Source organism: Paenibacillus whitsoniae (genome assembly GCF_003955665.1).
Lineage (GTDB): Bacteria > Bacillota > Bacilli > Paenibacillales > NBRC-103111 > Paenibacillus_E > Paenibacillus_E whitsoniae.
Genome location: NZ_RXHU01000009.1, coordinates 1 through 15,102 on the forward strand (window position 1 = coordinate 1; position 15,102 = coordinate 15,102).

Consider the following 15,102-nt stretch of genomic DNA (forward strand, 5'->3'; position numbering starts at 1 on the left):
GTGTATAAGAGACAGCATAGGGGCCGAGCGACCGGCCCAGCTTGCGGGCCCGCTCGAGCGCGGCGAGGCCGCGGCCGATGAGCAGCCGGTCCCAGGCGGCGCGGTTTTGATCCATCAGCAGCACAGGCTCGCCGCTTGCGTTCACACGGGTTCTGAACCGGGACGATTGCAGCTCCATCAAGGCAACCAGCCCGTATGGGATTAATCCTCCTAATAGTTAATGGTATAAAGCAAAGTTGTCCGGCTGAAATACACTACTCTTTCGGCGGCAGGCTGGAAATCCCTGCACATGAAGGCGCACTACACGCCAACCCGCTCCCTTGCGAAAAAAGCAATCAACTCCTGCGCAATCGCCTCGGCGCCCAGCTTTTTGGTGTGACCGAGTCCCTTCTTGGTCACCAGTCGGGCATTCGGCAGCACTTTGGCCGCCGCTTGGGTACCGCGCCGGAGGGCGATCGGGCTCTCCGGGCCTTCCAGCACCACGGTCGGCATATGAACGCCGCGCCACGCTTGAGCGGGCAGCGGCTTGCCCGCGTTCAGCCCCTCCAGGAGCGCCGAATTGTACGGCAGCGTGTGCGCAACCGCCATGAGCCGCTCCCAGACGCCGGGCATCAGCCGCATCATCGTCACGACGAAACCGGGCGCCCCCATCCCTTTCGTCATAAAATACTTGATCGTCTCGGCGCGCCGATCCTCTGCCATCAGCTTTGTAACCTGCTGGAGAAAATCTGCCGGCGGCTGGTGCCCCTCGCTATCGACTACAAAAGGCGGCTCATGCAGCGCCAGTGCCGTGATGTTCAGCCCTTTGGCTGCTGCATGCAGCGCAAGCGCCGCCCCGGACGAGAGGCCGTATACATACGCCGAGCCGCCGGCGGCTTCCATGAGCGCCGCGAGATCCTCGATCTCGCGGTCGATGGCGTACGGCTGCTGCGGATTCCCGCTGTCACCGCGCCCGCGCCGGTCATAGTTGTACACCGTGAAATGCGGGGACAACCGCTTCGCGAGCTCCACCTGCCCTGGAAAATGGCGGTAGCTGAACGCCCCCGCGATGAGGATCAGGGCCGGGCCTTGACCGGACTTGTCGTAAGCTATTTTGGTGCCGTCTTGTGAGTATACAAAGTGCATTGAACAGCTTGTTCAAAGGGAGGGCGTGTTAATGAGCAGTACTGACGCATTTTGGCCTTTGCGCTTCGGTTATTCCCTGAATACGCACATTCGCACTATTGCCCTTTCGTTCAATAAAAAAGCAGCCTGACGGCTGCCGAAGTACTCTTTAACTATTGTCTCCAGTTGCTCCGCAAACCCAAACAATGTTTCTTTCGGGGCCTAACTTTGCAAGATTGCTAATTTCGGAAAAATTGGCATTGCCCTCTTGCCATAAAAGAGGTATCCAGTTCAAACTCTGTGAAGATTCCCCTTCACCCGTTTTGGTCAATTCGGATATAAGGTAAGGAGTACGGTTTTCCGTAGTTCATCGGTATCGAACGGTTTCGTAAACCACATCGGGGATGCGCCCAGTTCTACGCCTTTATGTAAGTCAGCCAATTCGCCATAGGCACTCATCATAAAGACCACTGCAGAGTGATTGACTTCTTTAATCTTGGTCAGAAATTCAATGCCGTTCATTTTAGGCATTCTAAGATCAAGAAGCACAATGTCAGGGGACTCCGCTTTGAATACTGCTAGCGCATCTCTTCCGTCAACTGCCATGAAGGCATTAAAGCCCTCATTCAGGAATGTTTCGTATAGAAAAATCCGAATTCCGTTTTGGTCATCGACAATTAAAATTTTCCTTTTATCTGCGACTACTCTATCTAGGTAGATCTTATTCTTAATGTCGTTGTTTATTTTTTCCCGGGCCTCATACTCTTTAAGCCACTGCTCATGTCTTTTTTGATCGATTGTGGCTGCCCTCGTTTCCTCTTCGCGTTTTTGTATGCGATGTAATTCAATCACTTTTTTCCGTTTTTTTCGTTGTTTACGGCTATACCTTACGAGTTGGAGCGAGACAAGGATTAGAGCGATCCCAATAGTTCTGATTACTGCCGCGTGCTGAATAATAAACCAAATTACACCTGCAAGGATACCTATAACGATTAAAATTAGCAAACCTAAACCGTCGTCAGATGAAGATGTTCCCCTCATGTCACGTCTTGCTTGTTCTCGGATCTGCTCGTCTCTATAAATGCTGTCATACCTGTCATTTGAGTTCATTTGGTGGCTCCTCGGAGTAAAAACCGCCTTCGGATATCCCGAAAGGCGGGGTTGATTTGGTTAATGTTCCATATAATGCATGTTGTGCGTCTACCCCCTGAGTATACAGAAAATTTTGGTAGTTAGATAGCGTTATTTAGACTGTCGCTGATCATCTATTGAGTTATGTACCCGATAGCTTAATGAAAAAAGGTTGTGTTTTTCTAGTCCCATACTTTTGGTCGATTTAATCCGGCTGTTCTCAAATAATCCAATAGTTGGCCTGCATGGACAGCTTCATGGTAGGCAATTCTCATAAGCATATCGCCTAATGTCCTTATATACCCAGCATCACTTCGGTCGATCTTGATTTGGGATAGATCTTCGTTTCCATATGATTTTACGGTTTCTATAAAAGCATTACGATAAGTTTGAGAGAACGCAATCTCTTCTACCAGTGTTGTAAAAGGTCGCTTCTCGTAAGGAGAGTCATAAGTGTGCAGACTTCCTTTATTCAACAATGCAAGGTGGTAGTAGTGTTCGCTATCCAGTACATGACGAATCATCTCCTTCATGCTCATAGCATCCGAATCCGGCTTCCAGTCCAGATATTCACTTGGTATGCCTTCCCATATCATGATGCTTCTACGTCTAACTTCTTCAAAATTCCAAACAATGGCTTCAATTGCGTTCATAAAAGCTTCCTTTCAATTTCAATATAATTGATATGATATCAGAACTTTTGTTTCTATTCCAAAAACACTACTTGTACTTTTATTAAAGTAATCCGTCCGGGAACATAATCTTTCCGCAACAAAAAAGGCAAGCCCCGCAAGGCCTGCCCTCCCCTACCCTCTTCGGGCAGTTTCAATTAATACGCCGTCCAACCCGCATCCGCGGTGACGACCGTGCCGTTCACGAAGCTGGAGTCGTCCGACGCCAGGAACAGCGCAACTTTCGCGATCTCCTCAGGCTCGCCGGTACGCGGGTTGATGCCCATGCCGGTCATCGCGCGCTCCATGCCGAACGGATTCGGCGCGTTGATGCTTGTAGAGATATTCGTGGCTACGCCGCCTGGCGCAATCGCATTGCAGCGGATACCCTGCTTCGCGTACTGGTAGCCGACGTTCTTCGTGAAGCCGACAACCGCGTGCTTCGCCGCCGTATAGGCTGCGCCTGCGCGGGAGCCGAACAGTCCGCCAGCCGAGGCCACGTTGACGATGACGCCGCTTTGTTTTTCGAGGAAGATGGGCAGCACTTTGCGCGTTGCGCGCATTGGGCCCGTCGTGTTAATCGCAAACACGCGCTCCCACAGCTCGTCCGTCAAATCCGCCGCAGGGACGAAGTTGTCCATGATGCCTGCGTTATTGACCAAAATATCGACAGTGCCGAACTCCGACACGGTATGATCAATCAAATGCTGAATGTCTTCTTCTTTTGCCACGTTCGCCGCCACGGCGATGGCTTGTCCGCCTTTTTCCTTAATGGCGTTAACAACGACTTCCGCCGTTTCGACACGCAGGTCGGAGACAACGACCTTGGCGCCTTCCGCCGCGAACAGTTCCGCGATCGCTTTACCCATACCCGACGCTGCGCCGGTCACTACAGCCACTTTTCCAGTCAATTTCATGTGGAATCCCTCCCAGATTAGGTTGTGAACTCAGGGGTAAAATCATACTTACTGTACAAATGTTGAGTAGAGAACATCTGTTATGTTCAGTATAATAGAGAGGGGTTAACCCCAACAATCAGTAAAAAACCTCCGTTTGTTAGCTAACCAACAAATCGAAGGTTTTTGTTCACTATTTAACACAAGGGAATGAATGGGATGACCGATCCGACCAAACCAGCGGTAAAAACCGACCGCAGAATCCTCCGCAGCAAGCGTGCCTTGCGGGAAGCGCTCCTCACGCTCATGGCGCAGAAGCCTTTTGCCTCCATCTCGATTACGGAAATTGTGGAGCAGGCGAACTATAACCGCGGGACGTTCTACGCCAATTATGAAAGCAAAGAAGCCCTGCTCGATGATGTGTTCGCTGAATTAATTCAGGAACTGCTTCAATCGTTTAGAGCCCCGTATGAAAAAGTCGCCATCTTCCGCATTAACGAGCTGCAGGCGCAGTCGGTGATGATTTTTCAGCATGTGTACGAGAATGCTAAGGTCTATACTACCCTGCTCCAAAGCGACGTGCTGCCCGTACTCAAGCAAAAAATGTTTCTCGCCCTCAAACACATTTCGCGGGAAGAATTGCTCTACGAAGCAACCGACATTGATCCGGAGTTGGCCGCCGTTTTTTCGATCAACGCCCTGCTCGGGCTGCTGTTTCACTGGATTGAAAGCGGCTTTCAGCACTCTACCGCCTACATGCAGGAGCAGCTCATCAAGCTGATTCACTATCATCCGCGAGACGCCAGAACCGCCATCAAGCCGCCGAAATAACTATTTCACATCCACGGTAAAAGGAACCGTGATCACTTCGCCGTTATGTTGAAACTGTCCCCAGATGCGGTAGATGCCGGCCTTCGGGAACATCGTGGCGAATTTTGCCTCCGGCCCCTTCGCCGCCTCATCCAGCGGGTGCACATGCAAGTACTGCTCGCTGTCCGCGGAAATGATTACGACATGCCCGACCGCACCCAGGTACGGCTGCAGATTCGTAATGTCCTGTTTCGTCTTGGCATCGCGAATCGTAAAAGTCAGCGTCGTCTCTTGATTCACTTTTAAGCCGCTCGCCGCGAGGGAAATTTCTTTGCCGCTCACTTCTTTGACCAGGTTGCTGTCCGCGGCAAGGGGCGTATGCCCGGACTCGGCCCCCTCCACCTTTACCTGCTGACTCAACGTAGTGCTGCTGCCGCCGCTCGGGATAAAATCGGCAAAAAGCTTATACGTCCCGCCCGCTGGAAACGTGACCGGGACTGTGAACAGACCGCCGCCCTTGTACGCGGGGTGAAGATGCTGAAAGCTCGTGAGATCATGGCTCACGACGATAAGATGCAGGAGCTTTTCATGATTCACTTGAAAATCCTGCACAGGCTTACCCACCTGATCCGTGATCCGTACGGTCAACTCGGCGGGGGAGCCGGCCTTCGGAGAGCCGGCGGCGAAGGTGATCGCCGCCTGCAAGGCGGCGGCAGGCGTTTGCGGCGCGGCCTCATGCCCGCTATGGCCGCTATGGCCGTCCGGCTGCGCGCTGGCGGGAGCCGCTGTTGCGGCCGCGCCATGCCCCGCATGGGCGGTCGAGGCGGTCTCCTTCGCCTGACCGCAGGCGGTTAACAACCCCAGCATGAGAATCGCCGGGAGGATCATCCTTTTCTTTTTACGCATGTATGCCAATCGCTCCTACATTGTCAATTTCGAATGCGAACCCCCTGCAGCCGCAGCGCGTTCAGCACGACGGAAACTGAGCTCAGCGCCATCGCTGCACCCGCCACCCAAGGGGCTAACAGGCCCAAGGCGGCAATCGGAATACCGAGCGCGTTGTAGCCGAGCGCCCAGAACAGATTTTGCCTAATGTTAGCCATCGTCTTGCGGCTCATGTAGATCGCGTCCGGGATGCTCGCGAGATCGCCGCGCATCAGCGTCACGTCCGCGGCTTCCATTGCCACGTCCGTGCCGGTGCCGATGGCCATGCCGATGTCCGCCGAGGCCAGCGCCGGCGCATCGTTGATGCCGTCGCCGACCATGGCGACTATGCGGCCTTCGGCCTGCAGCCGTTTCACTTCGGCGGCTTTGCCTTCCGGCAAGACCTCGGCGAGCACGCGGTCGATGCCAACTTCGGCGGCGATCGTTTTCGCCGTCCGCGCATTGTCGCCGGTCATCATGATGACCGCGATGCCCATGGCCTTCAGGCGGCTGACGGCAGCCTGAGACGATTCTTTAACCGTATCGGCTACTGCTACGATACCCCCGTACCCTTTCTCGATGGCGACGAGCATCGCGGTTTTGCCCGCATCCTCCAGCTTCGTCATCGCGGTGAGCGCTTCTTCCGGAACGGAGATGCTTTGCTGTTCCATCAAGCGCCGCGTGCCGACCAGCAGCGCTTTCCCTTCAATGACGGCTTGGATGCCGTAACCGGGAATCGCTGCAAAAGATGCCGCCTCCGGCAGCTCCAGGCCTCTCGCCCGGGCACCGGCGACGATCGCTTCCGCCAGCGGATGCTCAGAATTCCGCTCCGCCGCACCAACCAGCCGTAGAAACTCATCTTCAGAGACGCCGCTAGCCGCAACGATCACATCCGTGAGTTCGGGCTCCCCTTTTGTAATGGTGCCCGTTTTATCCAAAATAATCGCATCAATCTTATGCGTCTGCTCCAAGTGCTCGCCGCCCTTAAACAGGATGCCCAGCTCTGCGGCGCGGCCGGAACCTGCCATGATGGACGTCGGCGTGGCCAATCCGAGTGCGCAAGGGCAGGCGATGACGAGAATCGCGATTGCTTTCTCCAGCGCTCCCGCAAAATCCCCCGGCGTCACAACGAAATACCACACCAGGAAGGCGACGAGGGCAATCCCGACGACAATTGGGACAAAAATGCCCGAAATCACGTCCGCCACCCGCTGAATCGGCGCTTTGGAACCTTGCGCCTCTTCCACGACTTTGATGATTTGCGCCAGCGCCGTGTCTTTGCCGACCTTCGTTGCCCGGAAGCGCAGGCGGCCGTTGCGGTTGACCGTCGCGCCGATCACGGCATCGCCGGGCCTCTTCGCCACAGGCAGGCTCTCGCCCGTGAGCATCGACTCGTCGACGGAGGACTCGCCTTCGAGCACTTCGCCGTCAACCGGAATTTTCTCGCCGGGACGGACGATGACGATGTCGCCTGCTCGAACGGCATCTGTCGGAATGCTTAGTTCTTCGCCGTCTCGGACAACCAAGGCTGTTTTCGCTTGCAAGCCCATCAGCGACTTGATCGCTTCGGACGTACGGCCCTTGGCCAGCGACTCCAGCAGTTTCCCCATTACAACTAGCGTAATCAGAACTGCGCTCGTTTCATAATATAAGGATGGCGCACCATGATGCATGTCGGCGCCTGCCGCGTACCAATCCAACGTCTGGTACAGGCTGTAAAAGAACGCCGCCGACGTGCCGAGCGCCACGAGCACATCCATATTCGCGCTGCCATTTCGCAGCGCTTTGTACGCGCCGACGTAGAACTGGCGGCCAATGTAAAACTGCACCGGCGTGGCCAGCACGAGCTGGAACCACGGGTTCATGAAGAGCTCCGGCGTCCACAGCCAGGCGGTAAACGAGAAATGCCCCGCCATTGCCCACAGCAGCGGTGCAGACAGCACGGCTGAAAGCAGCAGCTTCCGCTTATGCCGCTTCTGTTCCTGCTCGCGACGCTCGGACGCTTCCGAGCCCTGCTCCTGCTTTAGCGCCGCGCCGTAGCCGAGCTTCTCCACTCGGGCGATCATAGCGGCAGGTGCAATCTCCGCCGGATTGTACGTGATACGCGCGGCCTCCGTCGTTAAATTCACCGCCGCCGTTTCCACGCCCGGCAGCTTGTTCAGGACCTTCTCGATCTTCGTTGCGCAGGCCGCACAGGTCATGCCCGTCAGTGTCAGATCGACAGCTTCCTTCACGGTGTCGTAGCCCAGCTTCTGCACCGTCTGCTCCATTTTCGCGACATCGATGCGGCTAGGATCGTACAGAACCGTCACGCGCTCCAGCGCGAAGTTGACATTCGCTTCGGCGACACCGTCCAGCCGATTGAGGCCTTTTTCAATGCGTGTTGCACATGCGGCGCACGTCATGCCGGTCAGCTGCATCGATGCTGTCTTCGTGCTGGCAGATTCCGCGTTTCTCAGTTCCATACGATCCTCACCTCACCGTTTTAAACGTCGTAGCCTTGCTCTTCAATCGCTTCCTTAATCGCATCCACCGACAGCTTTGTTTCGTCGAAATCTACCGTTACCGTGCCGCCTGCCAGATCGACCTTGCCAGTCGCGCCAATCGCTTTAACTGCGCCCTCCACAGAATTTACACAGTGACCGCAGGACATTCCGCTGACTTTTAATGTAATTTGTTGCATATTTCATCGCTCCTTTTATTTGATGGTTGTTTTCTTGATTTTAGTATACCCCCCTACCCTATACAACGTCAAGCCCTCTTTCTAAAATTCTATATTTCCCCGATCGGCTGGTTATAATCATGGGCTTCATGGCACAGTGACAACCGTTCGTGTGCTAGAGGCATGATGCTCGTGGGACCGTTGTTGTGTTGCATTTGGCTGGGAGGCCGTGGACCGTGATTGTGATGCATTCGGCCGTGGAGCCGTTGACCGCAATTGAGATACATCCGGCTACTGTCCGCCCGATGCCGTGGAGCAGCAATAGTTTACCCCTTACCGCCTGCTGAGGTGAACAGGCTAATTCCTGCGAAAAGGCAGGCTTTTTTCAAAAAAAGGGCGTTTTTTACAAAATGCCTGCGAATATGCAGTTATTTCGGCCAGGTCCGTTCCAAAAGAAGCTTTTCACTCAAAATGCCTGCATTTTCGCAGGAATTTCACAGAATCAAGATGCGAATGGAGAAAATTCCTGCATTTTTGCAGGCTTTGGCTTATTTCGCTAGCCTTGTGACAAGCCGTGAGCGGGGTGTTTTTTTCTCATGAAAAAGTCAGGCTATCTCCTGGAAATAAGTTATTTGTAATTACCTATTTTCATCGCTTGGGCTCCGATTTCCAGAATAAGATAACGGCGTTGTCCTATTCGTCGGTTTTTACCGTGTTTCAAGCACATTTGCTGCAAATAGGTTCGTTTCCCAAACTTATTATCTTAAAAATCGACTCAGACGCTGAAATAGGATATCGTCGATATCTAATTTCTGCAAACGCCTATTTTTCTTCTCCAACCTGTTCTGGCTTTTCCCAAGCATCCCCCACAAGACAAAAAGACCCGGCCTCTTACACAGGCCAGATCTTATTTCATCAACTTGTTAATGGTCGTCAACAGCTCGGTAATCACATCTTCGTCCCCATCGTGGATACGTTCGATGACGCAGCTTTTCATATGATGCTCCAGCAGCTGCTTGCTTACACCGTTCAGCGCCGACTGGATCGAGGAAATCTGGTTCAGGACGTCGTCGCAATACGTGTCCTTCTCGATCAAGCCCTTCACCCCGCGAATCTGCCCTTCAATACGGTTCAGCCGCGTGATCAGGTTGCTTTTCGCCTTATCGGAATGATGACTCTTACGTTCGCTTGGGTTCGCACACGATTCATGGCTGCACGCTTCGGCTTCAGACATCGCGATCCCTCCTTCCTGTTTGCATTGTAACATAGCCCCCTCCCCTATGGGAAGAGGGTATCAAGCACACAACGCAGCCGCCAATAACGCCCTATGAGAGCATCTTATGATGCTGCCCGGCAAGGCATTTTCAAATCGTCGGGCAGCCTCCTATATGCGGGAAGTGATAAACTCATCCATATCCCGATCTGCTTTGGATTGATTGCATAGCATGCAGGCGCAGACACAGTTGTCCGGCGTCGTGTGCCCGCCTTTGGCCCGCGGCAGCATGTGGTCGATGGTGTCCCCGTATTGGCCGCAAAACCGGCACGTGTAGTTATCCCGCTCCAGAATCAACTGGCGGAATTCCTTGTTGCTGTACAAGCGGCGGATCGTGTAGCGGTTCACCACCACGGCTGCCCGCTCCTTGACAAGTGTCAGTGCAAGCTCGGGTTCCACTTCTTGATGCCACTTGCGGCCGTTGTCCGTTTTGCCGCGCATGCGGATGAATCCATTGCGATTCGGCAGCAAGCCGACGGCTTTTAGCTCACGAATCGGTACCGGCTTCTTCTCCGGTGGCTTCTTCTCTTGGACTGCCACAGTTACCGCATGCGGTGCCGCCGTAACAGGGCTTCCCCCCTTCGCCTTCTTCTTGCGCCGGCGTCTACGTTTTTTCTTGCCTTTGGCTTCTTCCGCTTGATCTGCGGCGAACACACTGCCCGCTGCTTCCGCATTGCCCGCAACCGACTCAGCTGATTTTCCGAGGGCAACAATGTCGGCAGCTAACTCGTCCGAACTGCCCGCCGCCACCCCCGGCTCCAGCCGTTTATCCCGGCAGTCCTTGCAGGCGCCCCGGCGCGATGTGGCCCCGCGGCGTCTGCCCGTTCTCCGCTTGAACGCGGTCAGCGGTTTAGGCAGCCCGCAATAGGCGCAAGGCTTCGTCTGTATTATGTTGTCCTCTGCAACAGGCATTGCCCCTATATCCTCACCGCTGAAAAATACCTCGCCACCCTTCATTCTGCATGTCAGCTCCGTTTCCTCATGTTGCCTCTATCGTATCATATTTCACACGTCCAATGAACCTTTCCGCAGACATGGGGCGCCTTGCTCGCTTTAGCCCTCAAAGAATCCCCCTTGCCAATCCTCCCATTCCTCTCTTGCCAAATATCGGATATAAGCCTTCGCCGGCTGCGCGGCAGCATCGCTGAAGGCCGCCCCGCCAAGCAGGAACCTCAACTTAGGAAAGATTTCCCTAATACCGTCAATCCACGCATGCACGCGATCGACATTCTGCTTGTCCGTCACGGAGATTGCGACGTAGGAAACGCCATGGCTCCGAATCATCTCCGCCAGCCCGTTAAAGGGGGTATCTGCCCCCAAGTATAGCACCTCTGCACCGCGCTTACGCAAAAATAGGCTAAACATCATGAGGCCGAGATGATGACGCTCTCCTTCAGGGCACAGGGCCAGTACAACGGGCAGCCCGGCAATCACGGGAAAAATTCTAAAAAAGGCCGACAGTCTTCGCATAATCGTTTCCGAAGCAAAGTGCTCTTGCGCCACGGTAATATGCCCGGCCTCCCAGGCTTCACCGGTCCGATATAAGACAGGTGCAATAACACGCTGAAGCGCCTCTTCAAAACGAAAAAGGGCAAACGCCAAATCGATGGCTTCATCGGCCTGCGCAGCACGAAAATGAATTAACTCTGTGTACAACTTATTAATCAAACTGTCGTAAGCGTCCGTCTCGACAGTCGGCTTCTCTGTGTCGTTATGTACAATCCGGCTCTTGCTCTTTAACTGCCTTACGGCGTCGCTAATCTTAAGACCGTCTTGTTCAACTTTGCGTTTAAGATACCGGAGGGTTGAGAGGTCGTCATCACTAAGAAGCCGATGTCCGCCTTCACTGCGACTCGGGGAGATCACCCCATACCGGTTTTCCCAAGCGCGAATTGTTACCACAGGCAGGCCCACAAGCTCCGAGGCTTGCTTCATACTGTACATCGACAATCACTCCTTACAACAATTATACATAATCTATACAATTTTTGTATGTCGCAAACACACGATGAGGAGAAAATGAAAAAAACGTTGTTTATTTTGTATAGTTTTTATATAGTATAACTATACAATATCTATACAAATTTGCGTAGATCCCTATACAATCTTGCAAAGGGAGGATCCCCATGAACAGCAATGCCCATCTCCTGGCGGTCATGACCGCTATTGAAAGCTCTCTCGCTATCATCGAATTCGATACGAACGGTCATGTTGTCCGAGTTAACGATCATTTTGCCCATGCGCTGAGCTATACTCCGGCAGAAATGATCGGCTTGCATCACAGCGCCTTCTGCATGCCCGAATTTGTGAACAGTCCCGACTATGTAAAGCTATGGAATGAACTGCGTCAAGGCCGCACCTTTCAAGACAAGATTCAACGCGTCCGCAAGGACGGCCGCGTTATCTGGTTAGAAGCGACCTATATGCCAATCCTGGACCTGGTAGGCAAGCCCTACGGCGTGCTGAAAATTGCCACAAATATCGATAAGCGCGAACAAACCTCTGTCCGGCTTAGAGCCAACCTGATCGGTTTGTCGACGGAACTGATGGAACGCGCCCGCACGGGGTTGGCACGCAGCCGCAATATTGAAGACGCCGTCCGCCATGTCGTCTCCAGCTCCCAGCAGAATCTTGAGAGCCTTCATGAATTGCATACACGCTCCAGCTCGATGTCCAGAATCGTTCGCTCGATACAGGAGGTCGCTGACCAAACCAAGCTGCTTGCCCTGAACGCTGCAATTGAAGCCGCTCATGCCAAGGAATACGGCCTGGGGTTTAGTGTCGTAGCGAATGAGGTTCGTAAGCTGGCGGTTCAAGTTGAGCATGCCACTAAGGAAGCTGGCCGATATTTATCTGAATTTGCGGATCAAGTCCACAAGATCGGGAACTCAACCCAGCGTTCCAGCCAGCTTGCTGCTGAAAGCCAGCGAACAATTGAAGAAGCGATCGAAGCATTTGCCCAAATTGAAGAAGCGACCTTCCGGCTGGAAGACAAAGCTTCCGAAATTATGCTAATCGCGAATTGAGGTGAGGTTATGCAGCTGCTAGATCACCGAACATTTTATGCCCTAATGATTGCAGGCGCCAAGGAAGTCATTCACCGAGAGCAAGAATTAAATGCCATTAATGTTTTCCCTGTTGCTGACGGCGATACAGGAAGCAATCTTGCCCACTTGATGCGAATGATCCTGCGCGAATCGCGTTGGTGTGAGCCCTCCGTTCACATGCTGGACAGCATCAAGCAAGCTTGCCTCAAAGGATCACGCGGCAATTCGGGCATGATTTTCTCACAGTTTATCATTGCCATGTGTGATTTTTTGAGGGTTCATCCCGCTTTGAACGGGGCGCAATTCGTAGAAATGTGCGAGCACTCCGCCGCTATGTCGCGCAGATCCGTTCAAGATCCGCAGGAGGGAACCGTTCTTACGGTCATGAAAGACTGGGCTCTCGCGCTGCGTTCGAGACTGAGAGAATCCGATCTCCTTCTCGGCTTGCTGCAGCCGTCTCTTCAGGCCGCCTTCATTTCGTTGGAGAGAACGAAGGACCAGCTTCCTATTCTTCATCGCCACGGCATTGTCGATGCAGGCGCCAAGGGGTTCGTCCATTTCTTGCAGGGATTCGTTTCTTCTTTAAGTGAAACCGCCGTAAGCGAAGAGCAGCCGACGAGCCTGACAGAGCTTACATTTTCGGAAGGGAATGCCTCCTCCCACTTCTTGGCTGAACCGCCGGAGCTTCGATACTGCGCCGAATTTCTCATTGATGTAAAAAACGATTGGGAGAAACTTCAGCACAAGGTTGCCGCTATGGGCAATTCCATGGTCGCTGTCGGCAACAGCCACCAAGGAAAAATTCATATCCATACGAATGTCCCGGATCAAATCGCGGAAGCCATTCACGAGCGGGGACACATTGTCTATCAGAAGGTAGACGACATGCAGCGGCAGTATGACATGCTTCATCGCCGGCAGGCTTCGGTTGCGCTTGTGGTCGATTCCGCCTGTGACATTCCGGAAGCGTGGCTTGATCGCTATCAGATCTATCGTATTCCGCTTCTCCTGGAGCTTGACGGCTCGGTTTACTTGGATAAAGTGACGCTGCGCTCCCAGTCCTTCTATGACAAGCTGGAAACGCTGAGCGAGCCTGCCCGCACTTCCCAGCCTGCCCAAGAGACCATTTCCGCGCTCTATGAACAGCTGCTGCATCATTACGATCATGTGATTTCCATTCATCTGGCCAAACCTTTAAGCGGAACCTTCGACGCCTGCCGTCAGGCTGCCAGCCTTATCAACGCTGACCGAATCCATGTCATCGACTCCCGAACGTTATCCGGAGCCTACGGTTTGCTTGTCCTGCAAACCGCTGAAGCCATTAAGGCCGGGAAAAGCGTGGATGACGTAAGGCAATCACTCCTTACAGCCATCCCCCGTTCAGAAATCTTGGTAAGCGTCCCTACACTGGAGCACATGATCCGAGGAGGGCGGGTGAGTCCTATGCAGGGCCTTCTGGCAAAATGGCTTCGTATGAAGCCGATTGTTTCCCTGAATCACGAAGGAAAATCTAAGCTATATGGGAAGACACTCTTTCAACGTTCAAATCTTCGGAAAATGCTGAAGCACCTTGCTAATCTTCATGCCCGCAACCCGATTGAACAATACGTGGTTCTTCATGCGGAAGCTGAAGTGGAGAGCAGAACGTGCGTTGAAGCTATGACACGCCTAACGGGTCGTGCCCCGGTCTATGTAACAAGCGTCTCGCCCGTGATCGGCTTGAATGCAGGCAAGGGCGCGGTCAGTGTAGCCATGCTGTTAAGCAACACCAATATGAGGGAGGAACATTGAATGTGGTCTTTATACGGGGTTAGCGGAATCGCCATTGGATTATTTATGCTAGCGCTATTTGGCGTTGCCCAAGTGAAAAAAGACAATTCCATCGTGGATATCGGCTGGGGAATCGGATTTGTGATCATCGCGCTGCTAACCTTTGCCTACCTACCCGGATATGGAGCGCGGCGGCTGCTCGTGACTGGCCTAGTTGCCGCATGGGGATTGCGGTTAGCCCTCCACCTCTGGCTTCGCTCCTTAGGCAGGGGCGAAGATTTCCGCTATGCGAATTTTCGCAAGCAATGGGGAAAGCGCGCCGTCGTGATCGCTCTGTTCCGAGTGTTCCTGATGCAAGGCGTTATCATGCTCGGGCTGGCCTATCCCATCATTCTTGCAAATGCGAATCCCGACAGCAGTCTGGACGCAGCCGCCTACGCCGGCCTCGTTGTCTGGCTCGTCGGCTTTCTGTTTCAAGCCGTGGGCGATTATCAGCTTCGGGTATTCAAGCGCCGGCGCAAGCGCTCTGAAGATGTCCTGACCAGCGGGTTATGGCGGTATACGCGTCATCCCAATTATTTTGGCGAGGCTGCCATGTGGTGGGGCATTGCCTTGATCGTGCTTCCCTTGCCCGGCGGCTGGGGAGCGCTTATCAGCGCTTTTCTGATTAACCTGCTCTTGCTCAAAATTTCGGGTGTTCCCTTCCTGGATCGCCGTTATGCCGAGAATGCAGCGTACCAGCAGTATAAGAAAGAAACGAATCGATTCATTCCTTGGTTTCCCAAAAAGCAGAATAGTTGATGGAGCTTCGCCA

14 protein-coding genes and 1 pseudogene are annotated in these 15,102 nt (G+C 53.5%); 4 read left to right on the forward strand and 11 right to left on the reverse strand.

Features of this window, described 5'->3' with window-relative positions; translation table 11 throughout:
- From EJQ19_RS01975 to EJQ19_RS01995, 5 genes and pseudogenes are all read right to left on the reverse strand, one after another.
- Positions 1-196, reverse strand: a pseudogene (locus tag EJQ19_RS01975) (DUF6596 domain-containing protein); the annotation flags it as partial.
- Between the two features lie 104 nt (positions 197-300).
- A complete protein-coding gene (locus EJQ19_RS01980) occupies positions 301-1,125 on the reverse strand; it encodes an alpha/beta fold hydrolase (RefSeq protein ID WP_126139538.1) in 825 nt (274 codons plus the stop codon).
- A 306-nt stretch (positions 1,126-1,431) separates the two neighbouring features.
- Positions 1,432-2,214, reverse strand: a complete 783-nt coding sequence (locus tag EJQ19_RS32945; RefSeq protein WP_338143318.1) for a response regulator — start codon at positions 2,212-2,214, stop codon at positions 1,432-1,434.
- A gap of 203 nt (positions 2,215-2,417) precedes the next feature.
- Positions 2,418-2,888: a DinB family protein gene (locus EJQ19_RS01990; RefSeq protein ID WP_126139539.1), complete on the reverse strand. Its 471-nt coding sequence runs from the start codon at positions 2,886-2,888 to the stop codon at positions 2,418-2,420.
- A gap of 176 nt (positions 2,889-3,064) precedes the next feature.
- The gene (locus EJQ19_RS01995) at positions 3,065-3,823 is read right to left on the reverse strand and encodes an SDR family oxidoreductase (RefSeq protein WP_126139540.1); all 759 of its coding nucleotides are present in this window, start codon (positions 3,821-3,823) and stop codon (positions 3,065-3,067) included.
- 198 nt (positions 3,824-4,021) lie between these two features.
- On the opposite strand from EJQ19_RS01995, the gene EJQ19_RS02000 reads away from it, so the two are divergent.
- Positions 4,022-4,633, forward strand: a complete 612-nt coding sequence (locus tag EJQ19_RS02000; RefSeq protein ID WP_126139541.1) for a TetR/AcrR family transcriptional regulator — start codon at positions 4,022-4,024, stop codon at positions 4,631-4,633.
- Here the strand turns inward: EJQ19_RS02000 and EJQ19_RS02005 are convergent, their stop codons facing one another.
- From EJQ19_RS02005 to EJQ19_RS02030, 6 genes are all read right to left on the reverse strand, one after another.
- Complete coding sequence (locus tag EJQ19_RS02005; protein WP_126139542.1) at positions 4,634-5,518, reverse strand: hypothetical protein; 885 nt, start codon at positions 5,516-5,518, stop codon at positions 4,634-4,636.
- Between the two features lie 23 nt (positions 5,519-5,541).
- Positions 5,542-8,001 (reverse strand): heavy metal translocating P-type ATPase, encoded by a 2,460-nt coding sequence (locus tag EJQ19_RS02010; protein WP_126139543.1) that lies wholly within the window; start codon positions 7,999-8,001, stop codon positions 5,542-5,544.
- A 20-nt stretch (positions 8,002-8,021) separates the two neighbouring features.
- Entirely contained in the window at positions 8,022-8,219 is a 198-nt protein-coding gene (locus EJQ19_RS02015; protein WP_126139544.1) for a copper ion binding protein, read from the reverse strand.
- Positions 8,220-9,105: 886 nt separating this feature from the next.
- On the reverse strand, positions 9,106-9,432 hold the full coding sequence (locus EJQ19_RS02020) for a metal-sensitive transcriptional regulator (protein WP_126139545.1): 327 nt from the start codon (positions 9,430-9,432) through the stop codon (positions 9,106-9,108).
- Between the two features lie 150 nt (positions 9,433-9,582).
- The gene (locus tag EJQ19_RS02025; protein WP_126139546.1) at positions 9,583-10,383 is read right to left on the reverse strand and encodes an HNH endonuclease; all 801 of its coding nucleotides are present in this window, start codon (positions 10,381-10,383) and stop codon (positions 9,583-9,585) included.
- Between the two features lie 141 nt (positions 10,384-10,524).
- Positions 10,525-11,415, reverse strand: coding sequence for a MerR family transcriptional regulator (locus EJQ19_RS02030; RefSeq protein WP_126139547.1), 891 nt, complete (start codon positions 11,413-11,415; stop codon positions 10,525-10,527).
- A gap of 182 nt (positions 11,416-11,597) precedes the next feature.
- On the opposite strand from EJQ19_RS02030, the gene EJQ19_RS32760 reads away from it, so the two are divergent.
- Genes EJQ19_RS32760 through EJQ19_RS02045 form a run of 3 tightly spaced genes read left to right on the forward strand, consistent with a single transcriptional unit; the run spans position 11,598 to position 15,089 of the window.
- The gene (locus tag EJQ19_RS32760; RefSeq protein WP_126139548.1) at positions 11,598-12,497 is read left to right on the forward strand and encodes a methyl-accepting chemotaxis protein; all 900 of its coding nucleotides are present in this window, start codon (positions 11,598-11,600) and stop codon (positions 12,495-12,497) included.
- Positions 12,498-12,506: 9 nt separating this feature from the next.
- A complete protein-coding gene (locus EJQ19_RS02040) occupies positions 12,507-14,309 on the forward strand; it encodes a DegV family protein (protein ID WP_126139549.1) in 1,803 nt (600 codons plus the stop codon).
- Entirely contained in the window at positions 14,310-15,089 is a 780-nt protein-coding gene (locus EJQ19_RS02045) for a DUF1295 domain-containing protein (RefSeq protein WP_126139550.1), read from the forward strand. It begins immediately after the preceding gene.
- Positions 15,090-15,102: the final 13 nt, after the last annotated feature.

Coding starts and splice junctions, on each gene's coding strand:
- EJQ19_RS02010 (WP_126139543.1), bottom strand. CDS start 8,001: ATGGAACTGAGAAACGCGGAATCTGCCAGCACGAAGACAGCATCGATG.
- EJQ19_RS02045 (WP_126139550.1), top strand. CDS start 14,310: ATGTGGTCTTTATACGGGGTTAGCGGAATCGCCATTGGATTATTTATG.
- EJQ19_RS01995 (WP_126139540.1), bottom strand. CDS start 3,823: ATGAAATTGACTGGAAAAGTGGCTGTAGTGACCGGCGCAGCGTCGGGT.
- EJQ19_RS02015 (WP_126139544.1), bottom strand. CDS start 8,219: ATGCAACAAATTACATTAAAAGTCAGCGGAATGTCCTGCGGTCACTGT.
- EJQ19_RS02000 (WP_126139541.1), top strand. CDS start 4,022: ATGACCGATCCGACCAAACCAGCGGTAAAAACCGACCGCAGAATCCTC.
- EJQ19_RS02025 (WP_126139546.1), bottom strand. CDS start 10,383: ATGCCTGTTGCAGAGGACAACATAATACAGACGAAGCCTTGCGCCTAT.
- EJQ19_RS02040 (WP_126139549.1), top strand. CDS start 12,507: ATGCAGCTGCTAGATCACCGAACATTTTATGCCCTAATGATTGCAGGC.
- EJQ19_RS32945 (WP_338143318.1), bottom strand. CDS start 2,214: ATGAACTCAAATGACAGGTATGACAGCATTTATAGAGACGAGCAGATC.
- EJQ19_RS32760 (WP_126139548.1), top strand. CDS start 11,598: ATGAACAGCAATGCCCATCTCCTGGCGGTCATGACCGCTATTGAAAGC.
- EJQ19_RS01980 (WP_126139538.1), bottom strand. CDS start 1,125: ATGCACTTTGTATACTCACAAGACGGCACCAAAATAGCTTACGACAAG.
- EJQ19_RS02005 (WP_126139542.1), bottom strand. CDS start 5,518: ATGCGTAAAAAGAAAAGGATGATCCTCCCGGCGATTCTCATGCTGGGG.
- EJQ19_RS02020 (WP_126139545.1), bottom strand. CDS start 9,432: ATGTCTGAAGCCGAAGCGTGCAGCCATGAATCGTGTGCGAACCCAAGC.
- EJQ19_RS01990 (WP_126139539.1), bottom strand. CDS start 2,888: ATGAACGCAATTGAAGCCATTGTTTGGAATTTTGAAGAAGTTAGACGT.
- EJQ19_RS02030 (WP_126139547.1), bottom strand. CDS start 11,415: ATGTACAGTATGAAGCAAGCCTCGGAGCTTGTGGGCCTGCCTGTGGTA.